The sequence below is a fragment of the Myxococcus faecalis genome (genome assembly GCF_050039385.1).
Classification (GTDB): domain Bacteria; phylum Myxococcota; class Myxococcia; order Myxococcales; family Myxococcaceae; genus Myxococcus; species Myxococcus fulvus.
In genome coordinates, this window is record NZ_CP144336.1 from 8,082,054 (window position 1) to 8,105,875 (window position 23,822).

Below are 23,822 nucleotides of genomic sequence, written 5' to 3' on the forward strand. Positions count from 1 at the left end.
TCAACCTCCTGAGGACAGGACGGAGCATTGGCTATACTCGGCGCCTCGCGCACGGGGTATGGACAGGGCATGGGCAAGAAAGTGTCGGTGCTGGTGGTCGATGACTCACTCATCTGCCGACAGCTCATCTGCGAGGCGTTGAGCAAGGACCCCGACATCGAGGTGGTCGGCTCGTGCGCGGACGGCAAGCAGGCCGTGGAGATGACCAAGGAGCTGCGGCCCCACGTCATCACCATGGACGTGGACATGCCCGTCATGGATGGGTTGACGGCCACCGAGCACATCATGGCCGAGTGCCCCACGCCCATCCTGGTGCTGACGGCGGACCCGCGCTCGCAGGCGCCGGAGCTGACGTACCGGGCGCTGGAGCTGGGCGCGCTCGCGCTGCAGATCAAGCCCGCCATCGACGCCGGCCCCGAGGCCTGGAACCTGGTGCGGGAGATCAAGCTGCTCTCCTCGGTGCGCGTCATCCGCCACCTGCGTCGTCCCCAGAAGGGCATCACCCCGCCCCGCGTGACGACGTCGGTGCTGCCCGCCGTGTCCATGGGCGTGGTGGTGGTGGCCGCGAGCACGGGCGGGCCGCAGGTGCTGTGCCGGATGCTGTCGGAGCTGCCGGCGGACTTCCCCGCGCCCATCGTCATCGTCCAGCACATCAACGCCGCCTTCGCCGAGTCGCTGGCGGGGTGGCTGGGCAACACCAGCCGACTCAAGGTGCGGCTGGCGCAGGACGGCGAGCCGTTGATGCCGGGCCACGTGCTCATCGCGCCGCCGGGGCAGCACACCATGATTCCCTTCCGGGGACGGGTGGCGCTCAAGGCGGGCGTGGAGCGCGACGGGCACATGCCCTCCGGGACGACGCTGCTGGAGAGCGCGGCCCGGACCTACGGCCGGCGCGCGGTGGGCCTGGTGCTGACGGGCATGGGCGCGGACGGCGCGGAGGGGCTCCTGGCCATCCGTCAGGCCGGAGGGCTGACGCTGGCGCAGAACGAGGAGTCCTGCGTGGTGTTCGGCATGCCGGGCGCGGCGGTGGAGCGCAAGGCGGTGGACCACCTCATCCACGGCGACGAGGTCGCGGCGACGCTGTCGCGGCTGGCGCGGGGTGAGTCGTTGGCCGTGGGGCGCTGAGCTGGCGGTGCGTGCTCCGAGCGCGCCATGGGCTTTCGTGCGCGCCTTCCTCACGGCGCGTACGGGCATGGCCTTGAGCGGGCCCCAGATTCGTCGGCTGGATGACCGGCTGGCGGAGCGGTGTCGCGGGCTGACGCCGCACCAGTACCTGGCGTTCCTCAAGTCGCCCACGGGCGCCGCGGAGCTGGAGGGGCTCATCTCCGCGGTGGTGGTGAACAAGACGGACCTCTTCCGGGACGAGGTGCAGCTCACCGACTTCCGCGAGCACGTGCTCGGGCCGCTGGTGGAGCGGGCGAGGGGAGGGCCCCTGCGGGTGTGGAGCGCGGGGTGCTCGACGGGCGAGGAGGTGGCCACGCTGCTCGTCCTGCTGGCCGAGGCGGGCGCGAGCCCCGGGAGCACCGTGCTGGGCACGGACATCTCGGAGGCGGCGCTGCGGCGCGCGCGTGGGCTCTCCTTCTCCGCGGAGCAGCTGCGTCGGGTGCCGCCCGCGCTCCGGGAGCGCTACTTCGTGTCGACGGGCTCGCGCCAGGCGCTGGTGGGCGGGCTTCGCGAGCGGGCCAGCTTCCAGGTCCACAACCTGATGGACGTGCCCTATCCCCGGGCCCCGGCCGAGCGCGGCTTCGACGTCATCTTCTGCCGCAACGTCCTCATCTACTTCACGGTGGAGTCCTTCCACCGGACCGTCGCCACGCTGGCGGAGAGCCTCGCGCCCGGGGGCACGCTGGTGCTGTCGTCCTCGGAGCCGCTGCTCCAGGTGCCGCCCACCCTGCGCGTGGTCCGCACGGAGTCGGCGTTCTTCCACGTCCGGAGCGACGCCGAGCGCCTGGCGCTCGTGGAGCCGACGCGAGGCCCGCCCGCCTCCGTCCCGACGGGACCTTCCAAGGGGCCCTCCCGGGGCACGGCGCCGTCCTCCTCGGCGACCCCGCTCGAGGCCCCTGCGCTGGCGCCCGCCTTCGCCGAGGCGGACCTGCTCTTCGCGTGCGTGCTGGACGGCGCCGCGTCGGGCGTGTCGGACGCGGTGGCGGAGCGGGACCTGCGCCAGTGCCTCCAGCTGGACCCCGACCATGCGGCCGCCCGCTACCTGCTGGCCCTGCTCTTGGAGCAGTGCCGCCGCCCCCTCGAGGCGGCCTCCGAGTACCGCCGCGCCCTGGTCGCCCTGGAGGAGGGCCGCGCCCGGCCGGTGCCCTTCTTCCTCAACCCCAGCCGCCTGCGGGTGGCGTGCGCGCACGCGGCCGGCCGCCTGGAGCCCCTGGGCGGGCCCCGCTAGCCGCCCCCTTGGCGAGAAGTCCGGACGACGCGCCGATTTGGCCCTAAGATGCCGGCCCCATGCGAAGGCTCGTCCTGTTCGCGCTGCTGGTAGCGCTCCCTGGCTGTTTCTATCCCGCGGACCGCGGCCGCGCCCTCGAGGCGAAGGTCGACCGGCTCGGCACCGACTCCGCGCAGATGCAGACGGAGTTGAAGGAGGCGCGCGCGCAGCTCGCCATCGTCCTGCCGAAGATCGACGAGAAGGTCGCCGAGGTCACCAAGGCCCTGGACGGCCTGGACACCGCCGCGCGCCGCAAGGACGCGGACATCGGCATCCAGCTCCAGAAGACGATGGAGGACCTGTCCCAGCTGCGCGGCCAGGTGGAGACCTACCTCCATAAAATCACCGAGCTGGAGACGGCGCTCGGCGCCCAGGACCAGAAGCTGCTCGCCATGCAGGGCGCCGCCGCCGTGAAGGAGGCCGAGGCCAAGAAGAAGGCCGAGGAGCTCCAGCGCCCCACCAACCCCAAGGACTTCCTCGCGCTCGCGCAGGAGCGCGCCAAGGCCGGCGAGCTGCTCGTGGCGCGCCAGCTCTTCAACGAGCTGATGAAGAAGTGGGCCAAGGACGCGCTCGTGGGCGAGGCCCACTACGGCCTGGGCGAGACGTACTTCTCCGAGTCCAAGTGCCGCGAGGCCCTCTTCGAGTACGGCAAGGTGGTGCAGGACCACCCGAAGACGCCCTCCGCGCCGGATGCGTACCTGCGCTCCTCCGAGTGCTTCGCCCAGCTCAAGATGAAGGACGAGTCGCGCCTGGCGCTCGAGGAGCTGGTGAAGAGCTACCCCAAGTCCGGCGCCGCCAAGACGGCCAAGGAGCGCATCGCCGAGCTGGACAAGGCGAAGGCGCCCGCGAAGAAGGGGGGCAAGAAGTGAGCCTCCGCCTGCCCGGGCTCGCCCTGCTGGCCGCGCTGCTGTTCCCGCTCGTCGCGGGGGCCGCGCCCAAGCAGCTCGTGCTCCTCTTCACCGGAGACAACGGGGGCGAAGTCGCCCCCTGTGGTTGACGACACAACCCGTCTGGCGGTCTGGCCAGAAGAAAAGTCACGATAGAGAAGGAGCGCGCGAAGGGCGTGCCGGTCCTCGTGTTGGACGCGGGCAACGCGCTCTTCAAGAGCCGGGACAGCGGTGAGGCCCCGGATGCCCGCGCGCGCGCCGAGCTGGTGTTCGCGCAGATGAACGCGCAGGGCACCACCGCCATGGCCGTGGGCACGCGCGATTTGTCGCTGGGCGTGGACTTCCTGCTCAAGCAGTCGCGCAAGTCGAAGCTGAAGCTTTTGTCCGCGAACCTCGCGGACGCGCAGGGCAAGCTGCTGTTCCCCGCGTCGATGGTGACGCAGGTGGGCGGCCTCAAGGTGGGCCTCGTGGGCGCCTCGCCCGCCACCGAGCGCCCGGAGCCCATGGAGCCCTTCGCCCAGGGCAAGGCCGCCTCGGTCCAGCGCCAGGGGCTGCCCGTGCTCCCCGCCGTCACCGCCGAGGTGAAGCGCCTGCGCGAGCAGAAGGTGGACCTGGTCATCCTGCTGGCCGCCGTGCCCTACAACGACCTGCTCCAACTCGCCGGTGAGCTGGAGGGCGTGGACTTCGTGATGCAGTCGCACGAGGGGCGGGGCTCCGGCATCGCCCAGCGCGTGGGGCTGACCACCGTGGTGCCTCCGGGGGAGCGGGGCCACCAGGTGGCGAAGCTGGAGCTGTCCATCGACGGCCCCGGTCGCTTCGTGGACGTCTCCGAGCGCGAGCGCACCCGCGACAGCCTGCGCATCGTCGAGACGAACCTCGCCCGGGCGAAGGAGCGGCTGGGACAGATGAAGGACGAGGCGCAGAAGCGGGCGCTCGAGGCCTCGGTCGCCAGCCTGGAGACCCGGCGCCAGTCCCTGGAGAAGACGTTGGCGGGCGGCGCAACGCCCTCGGCCCGGACGCATCTATTGTCGTACATCCAGCTCGGCAGCGACGTACCGGCGGACCCGGTCGTCCAGAAGGCGGTGGAACGTGTCGAGCCCCCGGGCTCGGCGGCCCACTGAGCCGCGCTGGTCTTGTGCCCCGGTCGGCGCGCCGTTATAAGCGCCGGCCATTACAGTGCCGGACCTCCCTGCCGTGGGCGGCTGGGGGCAAGGCACCCTGGAGAGCGTCATGAAGCCGGAAGTGCATCCCGTCTATCCGCCGTCCCGCATCACCTGCGCGTGCGGCAACATCGTCGAGACCCACTCCACCCGCGGCTCGTTCTCGGTGGAAATCTGCTCGAACTGCCACCCCTTCTTCACGGGCAAGTACAAGCTCGTGGACACGGCCGGCCGTATCGACCGCTTCCGCAAGAAGTACGCGGCGAACCCCACGGAGACCGCCGCCGCCGAGGGCGCCATCGCCGTCCCGGCCGCCAAGGGCAAGAAGGCCAAGGCCTGATTCCAGCCGTCGCGCGCTCGCCGCGTGACAGCCATTCGCAGCACCGTCGAGCAGGGTGTCGGAGGGCCTCACTGGAGGCGCTCCCGCCCTGCTCGAGTCGTTTCCACGGCAAGCCCCCCGGGTCAAATTTCAGGGTGCTACAGGCCAGAAATTAGACGTAGCACTCAAGTCACCGCACATTCCGCCGCGTCCCACGACGAAGAGTCCGACGGAGGCGTGATGTTGGCTGAAGCTGCTGCCCCTGACCTGAAGATTGTCCGGCGCTCCCTCAACGAGAGCGTGCACGCGAAGGGCGACGCCTGGACGCTCCTGCACGGGGACAGCCTGGAGCTCCTGAACCGGTTCGAGCCCCAGACGTTCGACATGATCTTCGCCGACCCGCCGTACTTCCTCTCCAACGGCGGCACCACCTGCAAGGGTGGCAAGCGCGTCTCGGTGAAGAAGGGCAACTGGGACGTGTCGCGCGGGGTGGAGGAGGACCACGCCTTCACCACGGCGTGGCTCGAGGCCTGCCAGCGGCTGCTCAAGCCCACCGGCACGCTCTGGGTCAGCGGCACCCAGCACGTCATCTTCAACGCCGGCTTCGCCATGCAGAAGCTCGGCTACAAGCTGCTCAACACCGTCACCTGGTTCAAGCCCAACGCCAGCCCGAACCTGGCCTGCCGCTACTTCACCCACTCGACGGAGCTGCTCATCTGGGCCTCGCCGAAGTCGGGCGGCAAGCTGCAGCACGTCTTCAACTACAAGAAGATGAAGTCGGACAACGGCGGCAAGCAGATGCGCGACGCGTGGGTGCTGCCGCCCTCCGGCGACGCGGAAGTCACGGACGACGGCGAGGGCCGGCTGTGGACGCTCACCGTCCCGCGCGGCGGTGAGGAGAAGGCCCACGGCAGCCACCCCACGCAGAAGCCGGTGGCCCTGCTGGAGCGCATCATCGAGGCGAGCACCCCCGAGGACGCGCTGATTCTCGACCCCTTCAACGGCAGCGGCACCACGGGCGTGGCGGCCCTCAAGCTGGGCCGCCGCTACGTGGGCATCGACATGGACGAGAAGTACCTGGACCTCTCCGAGAAGCGCCTGAAGGCGCAGTCGGCGAAGTAGTCCGTCGTCGTCCTCCTCCCCGCGCCTTCCTCAGGCGCGGGAGAGGATGAGCTCCACGCCCTGCCGGGCGATGGGGTGGTAGCGCTCCTGGTGCTGCTGGAAGAGCGAGCGCGCCAGCGACTTGTGCTCGCGCGACGCGCTGAGCACGCCGTACAGGGGCTTGAGGTACTTCATGCGGCCCACCTCGCCCAGGAAGACCTCGGTGCGCGCCACCGCCGGCTCCCAGCCCGCGCGCAGGGCCGCCACCAGCCACGCCACCAGCACCTCCGAGTTGCGGCTCTTCGTCAGCTCGAAGCGCTCGTCCAGCTGGCGGAACAAGTCCCGCGGCGCGTCCGACGGCAGCCACTCCAGGAAGAGCTGCCACTCCGCGGGCGTCCAGTCCTTCACCTCGTCCTTCGACGGCACGGTGCCGCGCAGGCGCAGGAGCGTCTCCAGCCGGCTGGAGCGAGGGGAGGGCGCGCCGCCGGGGATGCCGGGCCGCTGCAGGTACGCGTCCGCGTCCACCTTGGCCAGGGCCCCGGGCAGCTCGCGCTCGGTGAAGGCGATGAACTCCTCGGTGGTGAGCGCGCGGAAGCGGTACGTGGCCAGGTAGCGGCGCAGGAAGCCGTCGAACGTCTCGCGGCCCACCGCGTCCTCCAGCGCGCGCAGGAACAGGTAGCCCTTCTCGTACGGAATCTGGGAGAAGGCCTCGTCCGGGTCCACGCCCGTCAGGTGCGTGCGCAGCGCCGTCAGGTGCGGGTGCTCGCGGAAGTGGTGCATCGCCTCTTCCAGCGCGCGGCGCCCCAGCGCCCCGTGCAGCGCGGCCACCTCCTTGCCCGCCAGCGCCTCCAGGATGCGGCGCTCGGCGAACACGGTGAAGCCCTCGTTGAGCCAGAAGTGCTCCGCGGACGCGTTCGTCACGAGGTTGCCCGTCCACGAGTGCGCGAGCTCATGCGCCACCACGTTGACCAGGCTCTTGTCGCCGGCAATCAGCGTGGGCGTGAGGAACGTCAGCCTCGGGTTCTCCATGCCGCCGTACGGGAACGACGGAGGCATGGTGAGCAGGTCGAAGCGCTCCCAGTCGTACGGCCCGAAGAGCGACTCGGCGGCGCGCAGCATGTCGTCCACGCCGGAGAACTCCTCCGCCGCGTCCTCGAGCAGCTCCGGCTCCGCCCACACCCGCGAGCGCGGCCCCAGCTCCTTCGGCGCGAGGCTGCCCACCGCGAAGGCGAGCAGGTACGGGGGCACCGGCTGCGGCATCTCGTAGTGCTCCTCCGCCTCCACGCCGTGCTCCTCGCGGCCGACGAAGCTGGCGGCCATCACCGCCTTGAGCGCCTTGGGCACGCGCAGCGACGCGCGGTAGCGGATGCGGATGCGCGGCGTGTCCTGCAGCGGCACCAGGCTGCGCGCGTGGATGGCCTGGCACTGGCTGTAGAGGAACGGGTGCTGCCCGCCCGCCGTCTGCGAGGGCGTCAGCCACTGCAGCGCGCTCGCGGTGGGGGACGTGCGGTAGTGCACCGTGAGCTGGCGCACGCCCTGGGGCAGCTCCACGCGGAGCCTGCTCCCCAGGATCGGCTCGGGCGGCGCGAGCATGTAGGGCAAGGGGCGACCATTGCCGTCTACGACTCTGAGAATCTCCAGGTCCCGGGTGTCCAGGTCGAGGGGACCGGCGGACGCTTCCTTCAGCGTCAAGGTGGCCTCGGCGTGCAGCCTTCGCGTGCGGAAGTCGACGCGGGCCCTCCAGTCCAGGGTTTCCGTCTCGGGCTGCGTGCTGTCGTTGTACGAGTGCGGGTCGGGGCGAGCCATGGAGGTCCGGTTTGTAGTCCCTGGCGCGCCGGGTGGCGAGTGCTCCCACCCGCTGAACCGATTGACTTTCGGGTCAATCGCCTACATTTGTGCAGTCCCCTCCTTCCCACAAGAGCAAGGGAGCCTTCCCCAATGACGACGCGGATCCGCAAGGTAGCTGTGCTGGGCGCCGGAGTGATGGGCAGCGGCATCGCCGCCCATCTGGCCAACTCGGGCGTGCGCGCGCTCCTCCTGGACATCGTTCCGCCGAAGGCCGCACCGGGCGAGGACACCTCGACCAAGGCCTTCCGCAACAAGTTCGCCCTCGGGGCGCTGGCCAACATGCGCAAGCAGAAGCCCAGCCCCATCATGTCCGAGCAGGTGTTCACCGCCATCGAGGTGGGCAACTTCGAGGACGACCTGTCGCGCATCTCCGAGTGCGACTGGGTCATCGAGGTGGTGAAGGAGGACCTGGCCGTCAAGCAGGCGCTCTTCGCCAAGGTGGAGCAGCACGCCCGCAAGGACGCCATCATCTCCTCGAACACCTCCGGCATGTCGATTGTCGGGATGACCGAGGGCCGGGGCGAGGCCTTCAAGAAGAACTTCCTCGTCACGCACTTCTTCAACCCGGTCCGCTACATGAAGCTCCTGGAGCTCGTGGCGGGCAAGGACACGGACCCGGCCGTGATGAAGGCCATCCACCGCTTTGGCGAAGAGGTGCTCGGCAAGGGCATCGTCTACGGCAAGGACACCACCAACTTCATCGCGAACCGCATCGGCGTGTACGGGATGATGCGCACCATCGCGGCCATGGGCCCCGCGGAGCTGTCCATCGAGGAGGTGGACAAGATCTTCGGCCCGGCGATGGGGCGCCCCAAGTCGGCCGTGTTCCGCACCGCGGACATCGTCGGCCTGGACACCTTCGTCCACGTGTCGAAGAACTGTTACGACACGCTGACGCAGGACGAGGAGCGTGAGGTCTTCGCCATCCCCGGCTTCCTCCAGAAGATGGTGGAGAAGGGGATGCTGGGCGACAAGAGCGGCGGCGGCTTCTACAAGAAGGACAAGAGCTCCGGCGGGAAGGAGATCCTCGCGCTCGACCTGAAGACGCTCGAGTACCGCCCGCAGGGCAAGGTGCGCTTCGAGTCGCTGGGCGCCGCCCGCGAGGTGGAGAACGTCAAGGAGCGCGTCGCCGTCGTCATGAACGGCACGGACAAGGCCGCGAAGTTCGCCGAGCAGGTGACGCTGGACGTGCTGGCGTACACCAGCCGCCGCATCCCCGAGATCGCCGACGACGTGGTCAACGTGGACCGCGGCGTGCGCTGGGGCTTCGGGTGGGACCTGGGCCCCTTCGAGGTCTGGGACGCGTACGGCGTGAAGAAGGGCGTCGCGCGGATGAAGGAACTGGGCCTGAAGCCCGCGAAGTGGGTGGAGGACATGCTGGCCACGGGCCGCGAGTCCTTCTACGGCGTGGAGGGCGGCAAGGACACGTACTGGGACATCCCCACGAAGTCCGTGAAGGTGGTGCCGGAGAACGCGCGCACCCAGCGCGTGGAGTACCTCAAGCGCGGCAACAAGAAGGTCGCCGGCAACGACTCCGCCACCCTGTGGGACCTGGGCGACGGCGCCACGCTGCTGGAGTTCCACACGAAGATGAACTCCATCGATGACCAGATCATCGAGATGATGCACACGGCGCTGGACGAGACCGAGAAGAACTTCAAGGGTCTCGTCATCGGCAACGACGGCGCGAACTTCTCCGCGGGCGCGAACATCGTCGCGCTGGTGTGGGCGGCGAAGAGCGGCCAGTACGAGGACATCCGCAAGCTGGTGACGTCGTTCCAGGCGGCCAACCAGCGCATGCGCTACAGCCCGGTGCCGGTGGTGACGGCGCCCTTCAACCTCACGCTCGGCGGCGGCGCCGAGGTGACCATGGGCGGCAACGCGGTGCAGGCGAGCGCCGAGCTGTACATGGGCCTCGTCGAGGTGGGCGTGGGCCTCATCCCCGGCGGCGGCGGCAACATGCAGCTGCTCCGCAACGTCTACGGCGCGTACTCCACGGACAAGGACTTCGATCCGTTCCCCTTCCTCAAGAAGGTGTTCCTGTCCATCGGCACGGCGAAGGTCGCCACCAGCGCCGAGGAGGCGCGCGATGCGGGCTTCCTCTCGCAGGCGGACGGCATCAGCGCCAACCGCGACTTCCTCCTGTCGGACGCGAAGGCGCGCGTGCTGGGCATGGCGGACGCGGGCTTCCGCGCGCCGCGTCCCTCGCGCTTCCGGCTGGGCGGCCCCAGCGGCTACGCCACCATCGACATGATGCTGTACGACATGGAGATGAACGGGCAGGTCAGCGCGCACGACCGCAAGATCGGCCAGAAGCTGGCGCGCGTGCTCACCGGCGGCGACACCAGCACCTCGGCGCTGGTCACCGAGGAGAAGCTGCTCGAGTTGGAGGCCGAGGCCTTCCTGAGCCTGTGCGGCGAGGAGAAGACCCAGGACCGCCTGACGCACATGATCGAAAAGGGCAAGCCGCTGCGGAATTGACGGCCGGCCGGTACTCATTGGCGACGACATAAATTTCGCTGCATGCCCGGGTGTTACCCGGGCAAGGAGACATCAAGATGCCTGGTCGAGTCGTGATTGCCAGCGCGGTCCGCACGCCGTTCACCCGCGCGCACAAGGGAGAGTTCAAGGACACGCGGCCGGATACCCTGGCGGCCGTCGCCATCAAGGAGGCCGTGGCGCAGGTCCCCGGCCTGAAGCCGTCGGACGTCGAGGACGTCGTCCTGGGCTGTGCCATGCCGGAGGCTGAGCAGGGCATGAACGTGGCGCGTCAGGCCACGCTGCTGGCGGGTCTGCCGGTCGACGTCCCGGCGATGACCATCAACCGCTTCTGTTCGTCCGGGACGCAGGCCATCGCGCAGATTGCGGCGGCCATCCAGGCGGGCCACATCCAGGTGGGCATCGGTGGTGGCACCGAGTCCATGACGATGGTGCCCATGGGCGGCAACAAGGTCAGCGCCAACCCGGACATCATGGCGAACCACCCGGAGATCTACAGCTCCATGGGTGTGACGGCGGAGAACATCGCCTCGCGTCACAACGTGTCGCGTGCGGACTCCGACAAGTTCGCCGCCGAGAGCCAGCGCCGCGCGGCGACGGCGCGGGAGACGGGGAAGTTCAAGGAGGAGATTGTTCCGGTCACCACCACCGTCTACGACGAGGAGGGCAACGCGCAGACGGTGACGGTGTCGGTGGACACCATCCTGCGTCCGGAGACGACGGCCGAGGGCCTGGGCAAGCTGCGCCCGGCGTTCAACGCCAAGGGCGTGGTGACGGCCGGCAACGCGTCGCCGCTGACGGACGGCGCGGCGGCGGCGGTGGTGATGAGCGAGGAGAAGGCGAAGGAGCTGGGCGTCAAGCCGCTGGGCTACTTCGTGGACTTCGCCGTCGCGGGCGTGCCTCCGGAGGTCATGGGCATCGGCCCCGTGCCCGCGGTGCGCAAGCTCCTGGCGAAGAACAAGCTTGAGGTGAAGGACATCGACGTCTTCGAGCTGAACGAGGCCTTCGCTCCGCAGGCGCTGTACTGCATCCGTGAGCTAGGCATCCCGGAGGACAAGGTGAACCCGAACGGCGGCGCCATCGCCCTGGGTCACCCGCTGGGCGTGTCCGGTGCGCGGCTGGTCGCGACGATTCTGCGCGAGCTCAAGCGCCGCAACGGCCGCTACGGCGTCGTCACCATGTGCATCGGTGGCGGCATGGGCGCCGCGGCGCTCATCGAACTGGCGAAGTAATCGCCGCACGCTCCTGAAAGTTCACGGGCCCCGGGGAAGCGCTTCCCGGGGCCCGTTTTCGTTCGGAGACCTCAGAAGAGGCGGGTGATGACGAGGACGGACGGGCCCGCGACGGAGGTGACGCCCTGGGGCGTCGAGCATGCGAGAAAGTCCGTCTGGAGCAGGGTGGAGGTGACGACCACCGTGGCGCCCACGAAGCGGCCCTCGGTCACCGTGGACTCCGTTGCGATGACAACCTCTCCCAGGGGCGCGGCGCGCAGGAGGGCTCGACCCTGCCCCGTGCTGTAGGTCCCGTCGTTCCACTTCAGCGTGAGGGACAGGTTTCCGTTCTCGAGCAGGCCACACGAAAGTGGTGTCTGCGCGAACGTATCGAGACTCGCGGACACGAGCCCCAGGGGGAGCCCCGTGCAGGGGCCGTAGAGCGCCTTCGAGTCGACGGTGATGAGCCGAGGGGTGTTCGAGAGCCCGGGCGCGTAGTTGACCCTCAAGGTGCCCGGGCAGGTGAGGGCCACGGGCTGCGCACGGCTGGCCGGGGCCAGCAAGAGGGTCGCCATGAACAGGGTGGACAGGACCGCGTGGAGCGCGTGGTTCATCATCAGTTCCTCCATGGACCGTGGCTCGAGCGCCACGTGAGCCGATGATGGTCGGGCGCGGGAGCGGTCGTGCGATGGGCACGCGGAGGCGGAGCTCGTCCGACATGATTCGCGCCAGTGGGTGCTCAGCACCTCACGAAGGGATTGGACTCGAAGACAGGGGCCGGACGCAGGGCAGGCGGTGATGGCGAGCAGGGGCTGCGCGCCCGGAGAACGGGCGGCGGGGTGGAGCGGGCCTACTCCCGACGCTCGGGCGCCTCGGGGTCGTCCACGGGGACACCGGCGAGTCGCAGCACGCGCAGCGCGTTGGTGGTGTCCACCACGCCTTCCCGCAGCGTGTAGTCGAACACCATCTGTCCCTCCTCCAGGTGGTCCCTGAAGTGGACGTTGCGGACCTTCGCGTTCGTGGTCTCCTCGGCGAGCGAGGTGAGCGACAGGTCATGCGTCGTCACCGCGCCGCTGGCGCCCGTGGCGAGCAGCAGGCGCAGCACCTCGCGCGAGGCGAGCTGGCGCTCTCGCGTGTTGGTGCCCAGCAGGATTTCGTCGAGCAGGAACAGGGCCTGGCCGTTCGCCGCGCGCGCCGCGTCCAGCACGGCCTTGATGCGCTGCACCTCCGCGTAGAAGTACGAGACGCCGCGCTCCAGCGAGTCCTTCACCCGCATGCTGGTGAGCACATGCAGCGGTGACAGGCGGAACGACGCGGCGGACACGGGCGCTCCGGCGAGCGCCAGCACCACGTTGGCGCCCACAGCGCGCATCAGCGTCGTCTTCCCGCTCATGTTGGAGCCGGTGATGATCAACGCGTGCGCGGGGCCGGGGAGGGACACGTCGTTGGGCACGGGCGCGTCCAGCAGCGGGTGTCCCAGCTTCGTCGCCTCGACGATGGGGCCCTCCTTCACCAGCGTGGGCCAGGCGAATGCGGGGCGGTCATGCGCGAGCCCGGCGACACAGGACAGGGCCTCCAGCTCCGCGAGCGCCTCGAACCAGTGCCGCACGCGGGTGCCGTGCTTCTCGCGCCAGTTCTCCAGCGCGAACAGCGCGTGGATGTCCCAGAGGGTGAGCCAGTGCACGATGGGGTGGAACTGGTGCCGCTTGAACTCGATGAGCGAGAAGAGCTGGCTGAAGCGACGGAAGTGCGAGGACACCGGCGGCTCGCCCTGCTGTTGGAGGCCCGCCTGGAGCTGGCGCAGCAGGGGATGCTCGAAGCGCTGGCTCTCGATGCGCTCGAAGAGAGGGGCATACCGCGCGAAGCCCCGCTCGCCCTTCTCCACGTTGTCGTCCATCCGCTTGAGCGTCTTACGGGTGGCGGCGGCCAGCGCGAGCTGTGCGATGAGGCCCGCCCAGACGGATGCGCCGGGAATCACGCCCACCTCGCCCAGGATGAAGAGCGCGAGCGTCACGAAGGGCAGCACCACCGCCAGCGGGCGGGACCAGCGGATGGAGTCGAGCGAGGAGCCGGCTTCCGCCCACTGGATGAAGAGCGCGGGGTCCGCCTTCTCCTTGGCCACCGTGCGCGCGTCCACGCAGAGGTCCTGGCGGAAGTCCACGCGAGGGGCCAGCTCTTGAGCCGCGCCCTGACGGGCCTCGACGACCTCCAGCGGGGCGGGGGACGACAGCCACGCGGCGAGCCGCTCCTCGCCGGCGCGGGTGGCCGTCTCGTTGAGGAGCTGGAACAAGCTGCCCTGGCCGAAGACGTCCAGGTCCGGCGTGTAGAGGTGGGCGGGGGAGGCGAAGCGCTCACCCTGCTCGGTGAACTCGTGCCAGCCATGTCCCAGGCGCGCCAGACCCCGCTCGTTGAGCGTCACGTAGAGCCGCTGGCGCTCCTCGCGACGGAACACCTGGTGGTGCATGACGGCGAGGATGATGAAGACGACGACGAAGCCGAGCGCCCCCCACCACCACGTCTTCGGCAGGCGTCCGGTGAGGATGAGGCCCGAGATGATGGCCGCGGCGAGGACGGCCACGGTGCGCAGGTTGGCGTAGCGGGCGCTGATGCGGTCCAGGACGGACAGCTCCGCCTGGGCGGCGGCGCGGCGCTCGGTATACGTGTGGTGGGGACTCGGGCGGGTGGCGTTCACGGACACGGTGGCCGCGCATGCTGTGCTTCCGGCCCGCCCAGGGCAAGAGGCCCTTGTCGTCGGGTGCCATCGGGACGACGAAGCCCCACCCGGGCCTTCAGCCCCACAACTCCCGGGGCGGCCAGAACAGGGTGTTGCCCTCGAAGTGCAGGCCCGGCTCGCGGTCCTTGGCGAGCAGCAAGGGACCGTCCAGGTCCACCACCTCCGCGTCCTGGGCCACCAGGGCCGCGGGGGCCATGGAGAGGGACGTGGCCACCATGCAGCCCACCATGAGCTGCAGCCCGTGCCCTCGCGCGTCCCGGGCCAGGGCCAGTGCCTCGGTGAGCCCTCCCGTCTTGTCGAGCTTGATGTTGAGCGCGTCGTACTTGCCCACGAGCGCCGCCAGCCCGTGCCGGTCATGCGCGGACTCGTCAGCGCACACGGCCACCGGGCGCCTCAGGCCCCGCAGGGCCTCGTCGTCCGAGGCGGGCAGGGGCTGCTCCACCATCACCACCCCCAGCTTCGCGCACGCATCCAGCAGGCCGGGCAGCTCCGCGGGGCTCCAGCCCTCGTTGGCGTCCACGATGAGCCGGCTGGTCGGGGCTCCCTCGCGGATGGCCCTCAGACGCTCCAGGTCCTCGGTGCTCCCGCGTCCCAGCTTCACCTTGAGCAGCGGTCGGTGCGCGGACTTCACCGCGGCCCGGCCCATGGCCTCCGCCGTGTCCAGGCTCAGCGTGTACGCGGTGACGAGCGGCCGGGGCTCGGGCATCCCCAGCAGCGCCCAGACGGGCCTGCCGGTCCGCTTCGCCTCCAAGTCCCACAGGGCGCAGTCCAGCGCGTTGCGCGCGGCCTTGGGCTCGAGCACCTCGGAAACCTCCTCCCGGGACAGCCCTCCCTCGATGCGCGCCCGCGCGGCCTCCAGCGCCTTCAGGACACCCGGCACCGTTTCGCCATAGCGCGCATAGGGCACACACTCGCCGCGCCCCACGGCGCCGCCTTCCTCCAGCGTGACGACCACCACCTCGGCGCTCGTCTTCGAGCCCCGGGAGATGGTGAAGCTGCCGGCGATGGGCCAGCTCTCGTGTCGGACGGTGAGCTTGCGCATGGGCCTTCAGCTCCGAACGGGGAAGCGGCGAGAGAGCTCGTCGACGAGCAGCCCGACACCGGTGCGGATGGGGTCCACGCAGGGCAGCCCGTGCTCGCGCCCGGTGCGCTCCAGCAGCGCCAGGGCCTCGGCTTCGTCCAGGTGCTCGGTGTTGATGGCCAGCCCCGTGCACTGGATGGCGGGGTTGGTGAGCTGTCCCTCCAGCACGGTGCGCTCGATGACGGCTTGAATCGAGGGCAGCGCGTGCTGGACGCCACGCATCTTGGTGCGCGTGGGCTCGTGACAGACGATGAAGGCATCCGGCTGCGCGCCATGCAGCAGCCCCAGCGTCACGCCCGCGAACGAGGGATGGAACAGCGAACCCTGTCCCTCCACCAGGTCCCAGTGGTCCGCGTCGTTGGCGGGGGACAGCCACTCGGCCGCGCCCGCGACGAAGTCGGACACCACCGCGTCGATGGCCACGCCCCGACCCGAGATGAAGATGCCCGTCTGTCCCGTGGCCCGGAAGTCCGCCTTCAGGCCACGCGCCCGCATCTCCTTCTCCAGCGCGAGCACGGTGTATTTCTTTCCCACCGAGCAGTCCGTGCCCACCGTCAACAGGCGCAATCCCTGACGCTTGGTGCCCTTGCCCGTGGCGAAGTCCTGGTCGGGGATGCGCACGTCGTGCAGCGCGCGGCCGTTGCGTCGGGCCGCCTCGGCGACGGCGGGGAACGAGGACAGCCGCTTGTGCAACCCCGTGGCGACGTCCATCCCCGCGTCCAGTGCCTCCACCAGCTTGCTCACCCAGTGCTCCGGCAGCACTCCGCCCGCGTTGGCCACGCCGACGATGAGCGTCCGGGCGCCCTTGGCCTTCGCCTGCGCGATGTCCAGGTCCTCGAGGCCACAGTCCGCCTTGCAGCCCGGCAGCCGCAGCTGCCCCACGCACCAGTCCGGCCGCCAGTCGACGATGCCATGCGCCGTCTTCGCCGCGAGCTGGTCGGGGACATCCCCCAGGAACAACAGGTAGGGCTTCTGGATCTCCACCAAGGTCCTCCCCGGGCCCCAGGCAGGGGCTGTGGCGCGCTTTTCAGCACGGCCCCTCGAAGCCCGCAAGGACAACGCGGACCCCACCAGGATTGGCGTCGGAAAGGGCCCGGAACCACCCCTCACGTAGGCCCTTGCGGCGCCCCGAAAATGTCAGACCCACCCCGTATTCTTCCTCTCGTCACGGCACACGAGGGGAGCCAAGAATGAGCAAGTCCGTCGTCGATAATCGCGTCGAGATTGTCTTCAGCTTCGATACCACCGGCAGCATGTATCCCTGTCTCGCGCAGGTCCGAAAGAAGCTGCACGGCACGGTGTCCCGGCTGATGAAGGAGATTCCGGGCATCCGCATCGGCGTCATCGCGCACGGCGACTACTGCGACGCGCGCTCGACGTACGTGACGAAGATCCTCGACCTCACGGACGACGTGAACGCGGTGGTGCGGTTCGTGGACAAGGTGGGGCAGACGGGCGGCGGCGACGCGCCGGAGTGTTACGAGCTGGTGCTGCACGAGGCGCAATCCCTCTCATGGACCGCGGGCTACAAGCACGCCTTCGTGTTGATTGGCGATGACGTGCCGCACGCGCCCTCGGACAATCCGAAGCGGCTGGACTGGCGCAAGGAAGTGGACGCGCTGGGTAGGCTGGGCATCCCCGTGTACGGGGTCCAGGCCCTGGCGCGCCGCCACGCGACGCCGTTCTACCGGGAGCTTGCCCAGAAGTCGGGCGGCTTCCACCTGAGCCTGGACCAGTTCTCCCACGTCACCGACATGCTGCTGGCCGTCTGCTACAAGCAGGCGTCGGACGCCCAGCTCCAGGCCTACGAGGCGGAGGTCTCCCGCGAGGGTCGCATGAGCCGGAGCCTGAGCGGCCTGTTCAGCACCATGCTCGGGCGCGCGCCCACGTCCGTCTACGGCGAGGCGGACCTGCGCGCCGTGCCTCCCGGCCGCTTCCAGTCGCTGGAGGTGGACGCGGACATGCCCATCAAGACCTTCGTCCAGGAGAACGGCCTGGGCTTCAAGACGGGCCGGGGCTTCTACGAGTTCACCAAGACGGAGACCATCCAGGGCCACAAGGAGGTCATCCTCATGGACCGCAAGACGGGGGACTTCTTCAGCGGAGAGCGGGCGCGGGAGATGCTGGGCCTGCCGCCGGGAGAGACGGTGCGCATCCGCCCCGCGAGCCTGGAGAAGTACGTCGTCTTCGTGCAGAGCACCTCCGCCAACCGCAAGCTCGTGAAGGGCTCGCGCTTCCTCTACGAGGTGGAGGACTGGGACGGCGCCAAGGCGCTCGCGGCCTGAGTCCCGACGACAGGGGCAACGGCCCGGAGTGCGTGTTGCGATGACGGTGACTGTCGGTCAGGTGATGGTCGACATGAGCCATTGTGTCTTGGGGGCGGCCCGGGCGAATCCAAGGGTTGAAGAGGTGGCATCGGGTCGTTAGTTCCGAGGGTCGTGAGACCCTGGCTCCCATCGCTGCTGCTGCTCCTCTCGGGCTGTGGCGCGTTCGAGATGCACCCGTACGAGGTTCGCGGGGGCGAGCGGGACTCGAATGCGCGGGCCGTGGAGCGGCTCCAGCAGCGGATGAGCTCGGGGCCCTTCCGCTTCGCGGTGATTGGGGACATCGGCATCTTCCAGGGCTCCTCGGAAGCGGCGGTGCGGGACCTGGCGCGGCGGGACGTGGACTTCGCCGTGCAGATGGGGGACCTGACGGAGTTCGGCTCGGCGGACGAGTACAAGTGGGTGTCGAAGCTGCTCAGCGACGCGTCGGTCCCCACGATGGCGGTCATCGGCAACCACGACATGGTGGGTAAGGGGACGGAGCTGTTCCTGGCCCGCTTCGGTCCGACGTTCCTGTCCTTCGAACATGGCGGCAGCCGGTTCGTCCTCTTCGACTCGAACTCCCGCGAGTACGACTTCCCCGGCGACGTGCCTGACCTGGCCAGGCTCGGGCAGGCGCTCGCCGATGCTCCGCCGGACGGCCACCTCTTCACCTTCTCGCATGTGGCGCCCGGGCATCCGGACTTCGACCCGGTGCTGACCGGGCCCCTGGAGGAGCTCCAGTCGGAGCGGGGCGTGACGGTGTCCTTCCACGGCCACGCCCACCGCTTCCAGAGCGATGAGCGACAGGGCGTGCGCTACTTCGTCACCGACGCGCTCGACATCCGCAGCTACCTGCTGGTCTCCGTCGAGGGGCCGTCGGTGGATGTCGAACAGGTCTTCTTCTGATGTCGCGCTCCGGGCTCGCGGGAGGACTGCTGGCGTCGCTGCTCCTGGCGGCGTCCTCGGCGCGCGCGGAGGAGCAGGAGCTGCACGAGGACGTCTCCGAGTCGAAGGGGGCGCCGTGGTACGTGCCGGACCATGCGGCCGTGCAGTTCGCGGGCTCCATCGGGATGCTCGCGGCGGGGCCCGGGTGGGCGTTCCTGGACGAGCAGGTGGACCTGGAGGTGCTCGTGGGCTGGGCGCCGCAGGCGGTGGCGGGCTCGGACTTCGTGACGCTGACGCTCAAGGCGCAGTGGCATCCGTTCCGGGTGCGCCATGGGGAGTGGGACCTCCGTCCGCTCACCCTGGGCGCGGCGTTCAGCTACACGTTCGGCGATGACTTCTACCTGACGCTGCCGGACCGGTACGAGTCGGGCTACTACTGGTTCAAGACGGCGCTGCGTCCGGCGTTCCTGCTCGGAGGGGGCGTGGGGCGGCCGGCGAAGGTGCTCGGGTTCGAGCGGCTCGAGGGGTACTACGAGCTGGTCGCCACGGACTACCGCATCGTCCAGTTCCTCCGGAACCCGGACACCGTGAAGCTGGGCCTGTTCTCGCTCGCGCTCGGCGCCCGCGTCCGCTTCTGAGTCACGGACGCGTGCCTCAGCGTGGCGGCTGGGTCGCGGTTGCGGGAGCCCCCGTGGGGACGGGCCGGGGCGTGGGCTCGGAAGCTTCGCTCTGCGCGCCACCGCCGCGCAGCCTGCGGAGGATTCGCGGCGCCTCGGCCGCGAAGCGCTCCTGCGCATCTGGCAGCGGGCGGTCCCACAAGTCACTCAGCTCGGTGCCGGGCAGGCCCGCGCCGAAGCGCACCTTCAGCTCACGTCCGATGAGCGCGTAGCGAGGCTCCCAGCCGATGGTGGTGAGCAGGTAGCGCCGAGGGTCCGGACGGCTCATCGGAATCCCATCGCCCAGCTGCTCCGGCGCGTGCGTGTCCCCCAGCAGGTCGAACAGCGTGGGCACCAGGTCGATGTGGCCGGTGACGGCTTCGACCTTTCCGGGCGGCAGGCGCTCATCGAAGACGAGCATGGGCACATGCAGTTGCAGCTCGGTGACGTCGCTGGCGTGGCCCACGCGGCCGTGCTCGCGGAACTCCTCGCCATGGTCTCCGGTGAAGACGACCAGGGGGCGCGTGCCGCGCACGGCCTCCCACTGGGACAACAGCTCCTCCACCTTCGTGTCCACCTCGTAGGCGGAGTTCCACGCGCGGGCCTTGAGGTGCTCGGCGGGCACGCGCGCGGTGGCGAGGCCGCCCTTGCCGTCCCACGCGGGCGAGAACACCGCCGAGCGCGGCGGGTAGTCGTAGTCGAAGTGCGTGCCCGCGAAGAACACGAACGTGAACAGCGGCGTGTCCACGGGCGTGGAGCGCGCCAGGTCCAGCGCGTCCTTCACCATGGCCGCGTCGCGCAGGTGGCTCTTGCCCTCGTAGTCCGTGCGCAGGCCGCCCTGCACGTCGCGGAACACCGTGTCCTTCAGCCCCATCCAGTCCACCGAGGACGCGGCGAAGAAGGCCTGGCGATAGCCGTTCTCCCGCAGCGCGGGGAAGAGCAGGGGCGCGCGGCCCGCGCCCACCACCGCGTCACGGCGCTGGGCCTCCAGGCCGAAGAAGAGGCTGAAGACCGAGTAGTCCGTGGAGCTCGCCGCGCTGTGGTGGTGCAGGAAGCGCGTGCCGTGCTCCGCGCGCTTCCACAGGTGGGGCATGACGTCCGGACGGAAGAAGTCGTCGCGCAGGCTCTCGACGAGGATGAGCAGGATGTCGGGCTTGCGCGTGAAGCGCACGGTGGCGGGGTCGATGGTCGACGCGGGCACGCCGGCCTCGGGGCTCACGCCCAGGCGCAGGCCCGACGCGGGAGGCCGGCTCGTCAGCCGCATCAGCAGCGTGTTCATCCGCACGGGCGGCTGGAGGGGCAGGGTGGTGGCCGCGTGCAGCACCGCGCCACCATGGGCGAACACGAGCCACGCGCTCGTCAGGCGCTCCACCGCGGTGGTCAGCACGAGGACGGCGACCAGCCTCGCCACGTGCCGGGGCCGATGGACGCGGCGCAGGAACTGGACGCCCACCCAGACATCGAGCGACAGCACGGCCAGGGTGCCGACCGCGAGGAGCGCGAGTTCGTGCGGCGCGAGCCCCGTCTCCGCGAGCGCGCGAGGCTGCATGGCCACCGCGAGCACCAGGCCGTTGATGTGGAAGCCCAGCGAGGACAGCACGAGCGCGTCCACGCCCAGCATCGCCACGCCGAGCGCCACGGCGATGGGCAGGGCCACCGCGTAGCGCCGCCCGAGCAACATCAGCGGCAGCGTGGCGACGAAGGTGAGCAGCCCCAGGAACAGGGCCTGGATGACGCCGCCCGCCAGCAGCACGGGGCGCAGCGAGGCGGCCAGCCGCTCCACGGAGGCGAGCAGGGGGGCACCGAAGAACGCCAGCGCGAGCAACCCGTGCAGCGTGCACCACAGCAGCGCGGGGCCCAGCAGGGGCGTGGCGCCGGCCAGACGCTGGCGGAGCCCCTGGGCGGGGAGGGTGTCGGAAGGCGTCCGGGACATCGCGCCTTCTGCTAGCCCGCCCCCGGCGCATGTTCAAGCAGCGACGCGCGCCCGACTGCTTCCTCGCAGTGGAAGCGCGCCCGGCGTCTCCAGAGTCCTCGTGCCGCGTGTGGGAGGGGTGCCAGGATGGGGAGCATGCCGCCACGCAAGCTGGTGCGACATCTCGTCTGGCTGGAGTCCTTCACCGCCGCCGTGGAGGCGGGCAGCATCGAGTCCGCCGCCGAGCACCTGGGCGTGGCGCGCTCCGTGGTGAGCGAGCACATCCGCGCGCTGGAGATGGCGCTGGCGGACGGCGCCACGCTGCTCGAGCGCGGCCCCGGGCGTCGACTCCAGCTCACCGCCCGGGGGGAGCGGCTCTTCGCCGGCACCCAGACGCCCCTGCACCAGCTCGACATGAAGCGCCTGAAGGACCTCGCCAGCGCCGAGCCCGTGGTGCGCCTGGGGCTCAATCCCACGCTGTCCCTCTCGCTGCTCGGCAAGGTCGCCCAGAACGCGGCGGCCACGGGGCTCAAGCTGGTGCTCAGCTTCGGCGGGCCGCACGAGCTGACGCGCCAGGTGCAGACGCGCCAGCTGGACCTGGCCCTGGACTTCACGCCCCTGCCGCCACACGAGGGCGTGGAGTCGGAGTCGCTGCTGCGCATGCCCTTCGTCGTGCTCGCGGGCCCCGGGAGTTCGCTCGCGACAGCATCCACGGCCCGGCGCACGCTGCATGTGAGGGACCTGGCGGGCCAGCCCTTCGTCGACTGGCTGCGCGACGACCCCTACGGTGGCGCGAACAGCGCGCGCTTCGCGGAGCACGGTGTCGCGGTGCAGGAGGTCGCCCGTGTCGAGAGCTTCCTGCTCCTCTACGAGCTGCTGCGCGCGTTTCGCGCCTGCGCGATCACCCCCGACCTGCGCCCCATGCACCCGTTCCCAGAGGACATCCACGCCTGGCCCCTGAAGGAGGAGGAGCCCCAGGCCGTGGAGGTCGTGGCCCTCTGGCCCTCCGGCTCCCTCAGTCCCGGGGCCGCCAGCGTCCTCGACGGACTGCGTCAGCGCGTGTGAGTTCTCGTCGATAAAACGACGAAGGCGTCGGATTCTGTCGGTTTTCCGGAGCCGACTGCCGTCAGTATCCTCTCCTGATTGGAAGTTTTCACCAGGAGTACTCGGATATGACGCCAACGGAACTGACGATATCCCGCCTGCCCGCGCATCTGCGGCGCTACGTGGTGAGCCAGGACTACGACGCGTACACGCCGAGGGACCACGCGGTGTGGCGGCACATCCTGGGCAAGCTGCGCGGACATCTCTCCGAGCGGGCGCATCCGGTGTACCTGGAGGGCCTGTCGGCGACGGGCATCAACCTGGAGGCGATTCCCAGCCTCGACGAGATGAACGAGCGGCTGTCGCGGCTGGGCTGGGCGTGCGTGGGCGTGCGCGGGTTCATCCCGCCGGCGGTGTTCACGGAGCTCCAGTCGATGGGTGTGCTGGCCATCGCGTCGGACATCCGCACGCACGAGCACATCGGCTACACGCCCGCGCCGGACATCGTGCACGAGAGCGCGGGGCATGCGCCCATCATCGCGAACCGGCGCTACTCGGAGTACCTCAAGGCCTGCGGCCTGGTGGGGTTCAAGTCCATCGCGAGCCTGGAGGACCAGGCGGTGTTCGAGGCCATCCGGAACCTGTCGGTGGTGAAGGAGGACCCGGACGCGAGCGAGGACGAGGTGGCGCACGCGGAGGCGCGGCTGGCGGCGGCGAGCGCGAGCCGGCGCTACGTGAGCGAGAGCACGCGCGCCAGCCGCCTGTACTGGTGGACCGCGGAGTACGGCCTGGTGGGGGACCTGGAGCGGCCGCGAATCTACGGCGCGGGCATCCTGTCGAGCATCGGCGAGGCGGAGCATTGCCTGACGCCGGCGGTGCGCAAGCTGCCGCTCACGGTGGCGTGCGCGGACACGGAATACGACATCACGCGGATGCAGCCGCAGCTCTTCGTGGCGCGCGACTTCGAGCACCTGTTCGAGGTGCTCGCGGAGTTCGAGTCGACGCTGGCGTTCAAGCGCGGTGGGGACTTCGGGCTGGAGGTGGCGCGCGAGGCTCGCACGGTGAATCACCTGGTGCTGGCGGACGGGCGCGAGGTGACGGGGCGGGTGATGGAGTCGGTGCTCGCGCCGGGGCCGGTGGCGCCCGGGCTCACGTCCGCGCTGGTGCGGATGGAGGGGCCCATCATCGTCTCGCGCGGTGGCAAGGCGGCGGACGGGACGCGGCCGTGGAATGGCTCGGCGCTGGTGGCGTTCGGCGCGGGCGGGTTGCCGGAGCGCGGGCCGTTCAAGCTGTCGCTGTCGAGCGGGTTGGAACTGGAGGGCTTCGCCGCCGGTGGGGGCGAGGTGCTGGCGCTGCGCGCGCGGCTCGCGGGTCGGGTGTTGGAGGTGCCCGCGGTGACGAAGCTCTTCGTGAGCACGCACCTGCCCTCGGTGGCGGGTGGGCCCGCGGACCCGGCGACGTGGGACCGGTGGTTCGGCGAGCTGGAGGCGTTCGCGGAGGGCGACGGCGAGTCGAAGGCGCGCGAGCGCAAGTCGCTGGCGCTGCATCCGTCACTCGCGGCGCTCTACCGCGAGGTGCGCGGCTTGCGTGAGTCGGGGCGCGCGAAGCCGGAGCGTCTGGCGCAGATCGCCGCCGCCGCGACGGACTTCCAGGATGACTGGCTCCTGCGCGCCGAGGTCGAGGAGCTGAAGGCCCGCGCCTGAGTCGTGACGGGGCCGCAGGTGCAGAGGCGGTCCCGACGGACCCCC

Annotated in this window: 20 protein-coding genes; 14 read left to right on the plus strand and 6 right to left on the minus strand. The window is 70.1% G+C overall.

The window, feature by feature from the left end; all coding sequences use genetic code 11:
* Window positions 1-69: 69 nt before the first annotated feature.
* The 7 genes from cheB (at window position 70) to VZQ01_RS32645 (ending at window position 5,919) form a co-directional block, all read left to right on the plus strand.
* Window positions 70-1,125 carry a chemotaxis-specific protein-glutamate methyltransferase CheB gene (gene cheB / locus VZQ01_RS32615; RefSeq protein WP_141332148.1) on the plus strand — a complete coding sequence of 352 codons (1,056 nt, stop codon included), beginning with the start codon at window positions 70-72 and terminating at the stop codon, window positions 1,123-1,125.
* Between the two features lie 67 nt (window positions 1,126-1,192).
* A complete protein-coding gene (locus tag VZQ01_RS32620; protein WP_223784131.1) occupies window positions 1,193-2,392 on the plus strand; it encodes a CheR family methyltransferase in 1,200 nt (399 codons plus the stop codon).
* Window positions 2,393-2,451: 59 nt separating this feature from the next.
* A complete protein-coding gene (locus VZQ01_RS32625; protein WP_426745592.1) occupies window positions 2,452-3,300 on the plus strand; it encodes a tetratricopeptide repeat protein in 849 nt (282 codons plus the stop codon).
* Window positions 3,297-3,428, plus strand: coding sequence for a hypothetical protein (locus VZQ01_RS32630; RefSeq protein WP_255316141.1), 132 nt, complete (start codon window positions 3,297-3,299; stop codon window positions 3,426-3,428). The genes VZQ01_RS32625 and VZQ01_RS32630 overlap by 4 nt, the downstream gene beginning before the upstream one ends.
* 66 nt (window positions 3,429-3,494) lie before the next feature.
* The gene (locus VZQ01_RS32635; RefSeq protein WP_426745593.1) at window positions 3,495-4,439 is read left to right on the plus strand and encodes a bifunctional UDP-sugar hydrolase/5'-nucleotidase; all 945 of its coding nucleotides are present in this window, start codon (window positions 3,495-3,497) and stop codon (window positions 4,437-4,439) included.
* 109 nt (window positions 4,440-4,548) lie between these two features.
* On the plus strand, window positions 4,549-4,818 hold the full coding sequence (gene rpmE, locus VZQ01_RS32640) for a 50S ribosomal protein L31 (RefSeq protein ID WP_141323673.1): 270 nt from the start codon (window positions 4,549-4,551) through the stop codon (window positions 4,816-4,818).
* A 219-nt stretch (window positions 4,819-5,037) separates the two neighbouring features.
* A complete protein-coding gene (locus VZQ01_RS32645) occupies window positions 5,038-5,919 on the plus strand; it encodes a DNA-methyltransferase (RefSeq protein ID WP_223784132.1) in 882 nt (293 codons plus the stop codon).
* Between the two features lie 30 nt (window positions 5,920-5,949).
* Here the strand turns inward: VZQ01_RS32645 and VZQ01_RS32650 are convergent, their stop codons facing one another.
* Window positions 5,950-7,704 (minus strand): M1 family metallopeptidase, encoded by a 1,755-nt coding sequence (locus VZQ01_RS32650; protein ID WP_426745594.1) that lies wholly within the window; start codon window positions 7,702-7,704, stop codon window positions 5,950-5,952.
* Window positions 7,705-7,836: 132 nt separating this feature from the next.
* Here VZQ01_RS32650 and VZQ01_RS32655 point away from each other — a divergent pair, with 132 nt between their 5' ends.
* Both VZQ01_RS32655 and VZQ01_RS32660 read left to right on the plus strand, forming a co-directional pair.
* A complete protein-coding gene (locus VZQ01_RS32655; RefSeq protein WP_426745595.1) occupies window positions 7,837-10,227 on the plus strand; it encodes a 3-hydroxyacyl-CoA dehydrogenase/enoyl-CoA hydratase family protein in 2,391 nt (796 codons plus the stop codon).
* A 77-nt stretch (window positions 10,228-10,304) separates the two neighbouring features.
* Entirely contained in the window at window positions 10,305-11,477 is a 1,173-nt protein-coding gene (locus tag VZQ01_RS32660; protein ID WP_141323678.1) for a thiolase family protein, read from the plus strand.
* A gap of 71 nt (window positions 11,478-11,548) precedes the next feature.
* Here VZQ01_RS32660 and VZQ01_RS32665 read toward each other — a convergent pair whose 3' ends face one another.
* From VZQ01_RS32665 to dgcN, 4 genes are all read right to left on the minus strand, one after another.
* Window positions 11,549-12,085 (minus strand): hypothetical protein, encoded by a 537-nt coding sequence (locus tag VZQ01_RS32665; RefSeq protein WP_141323680.1) that lies wholly within the window; start codon window positions 12,083-12,085, stop codon window positions 11,549-11,551.
* A gap of 221 nt (window positions 12,086-12,306) precedes the next feature.
* Window positions 12,307-14,154, minus strand: a complete 1,848-nt coding sequence (locus VZQ01_RS32670) for a MutS-related protein (RefSeq protein WP_426745596.1) — start codon at window positions 14,152-14,154, stop codon at window positions 12,307-12,309.
* A 91-nt stretch (window positions 14,155-14,245) separates the two neighbouring features.
* On the minus strand, window positions 14,246-15,232 hold the full coding sequence (gene dgcA, locus VZQ01_RS32675; protein WP_426745597.1) for an N-acetyl-D-Glu racemase DgcA: 987 nt from the start codon (window positions 15,230-15,232) through the stop codon (window positions 14,246-14,248).
* Between the two features lie 6 nt (window positions 15,233-15,238).
* Window positions 15,239-16,255 carry an N-acetyltransferase DgcN gene (gene dgcN / locus VZQ01_RS32680; protein ID WP_426745598.1) on the minus strand — a complete coding sequence of 339 codons (1,017 nt, stop codon included), beginning with the start codon at window positions 16,253-16,255 and terminating at the stop codon, window positions 15,239-15,241.
* 269 nt (window positions 16,256-16,524) lie between these two features.
* On the opposite strand from dgcN, the gene VZQ01_RS32685 reads away from it, so the two are divergent.
* The 3 genes from VZQ01_RS32685 (at window position 16,525) to VZQ01_RS32695 (ending at window position 19,100) form a co-directional block, all read left to right on the plus strand.
* A complete protein-coding gene (locus VZQ01_RS32685) occupies window positions 16,525-17,556 on the plus strand; it encodes a vWA domain-containing protein (RefSeq protein ID WP_426745599.1) in 1,032 nt (343 codons plus the stop codon).
* Window positions 17,557-17,709: 153 nt separating this feature from the next.
* A complete protein-coding gene (locus tag VZQ01_RS32690; protein WP_426745600.1) occupies window positions 17,710-18,483 on the plus strand; it encodes a metallophosphoesterase family protein in 774 nt (257 codons plus the stop codon).
* Window positions 18,483-19,100, plus strand: a complete 618-nt coding sequence (locus tag VZQ01_RS32695) for a hypothetical protein (protein ID WP_223745510.1) — start codon at window positions 18,483-18,485, stop codon at window positions 19,098-19,100. The genes VZQ01_RS32690 and VZQ01_RS32695 overlap by 1 nt, the downstream gene beginning before the upstream one ends.
* Window positions 19,101-19,116: 16 nt before the next feature.
* Here the strand turns inward: VZQ01_RS32695 and VZQ01_RS32700 are convergent, their stop codons facing one another.
* Complete coding sequence (locus VZQ01_RS32700; RefSeq protein WP_426745601.1) at window positions 19,117-21,051, minus strand: sulfatase-like hydrolase/transferase; 1,935 nt, start codon at window positions 21,049-21,051, stop codon at window positions 19,117-19,119.
* A 135-nt stretch (window positions 21,052-21,186) separates the two neighbouring features.
* On the opposite strand from VZQ01_RS32700, the gene VZQ01_RS32705 reads away from it, so the two are divergent.
* Window positions 21,187-22,095, plus strand: a complete 909-nt coding sequence (locus VZQ01_RS32705; RefSeq protein ID WP_223745512.1) for a LysR family transcriptional regulator — start codon at window positions 21,187-21,189, stop codon at window positions 22,093-22,095.
* A gap of 107 nt (window positions 22,096-22,202) precedes the next feature.
* Window positions 22,203-23,777, plus strand: a complete 1,575-nt coding sequence (locus tag VZQ01_RS32710) for an aromatic amino acid hydroxylase (protein ID WP_426745602.1) — start codon at window positions 22,203-22,205, stop codon at window positions 23,775-23,777.
* Window positions 23,778-23,822 lie beyond the last annotated feature (45 nt).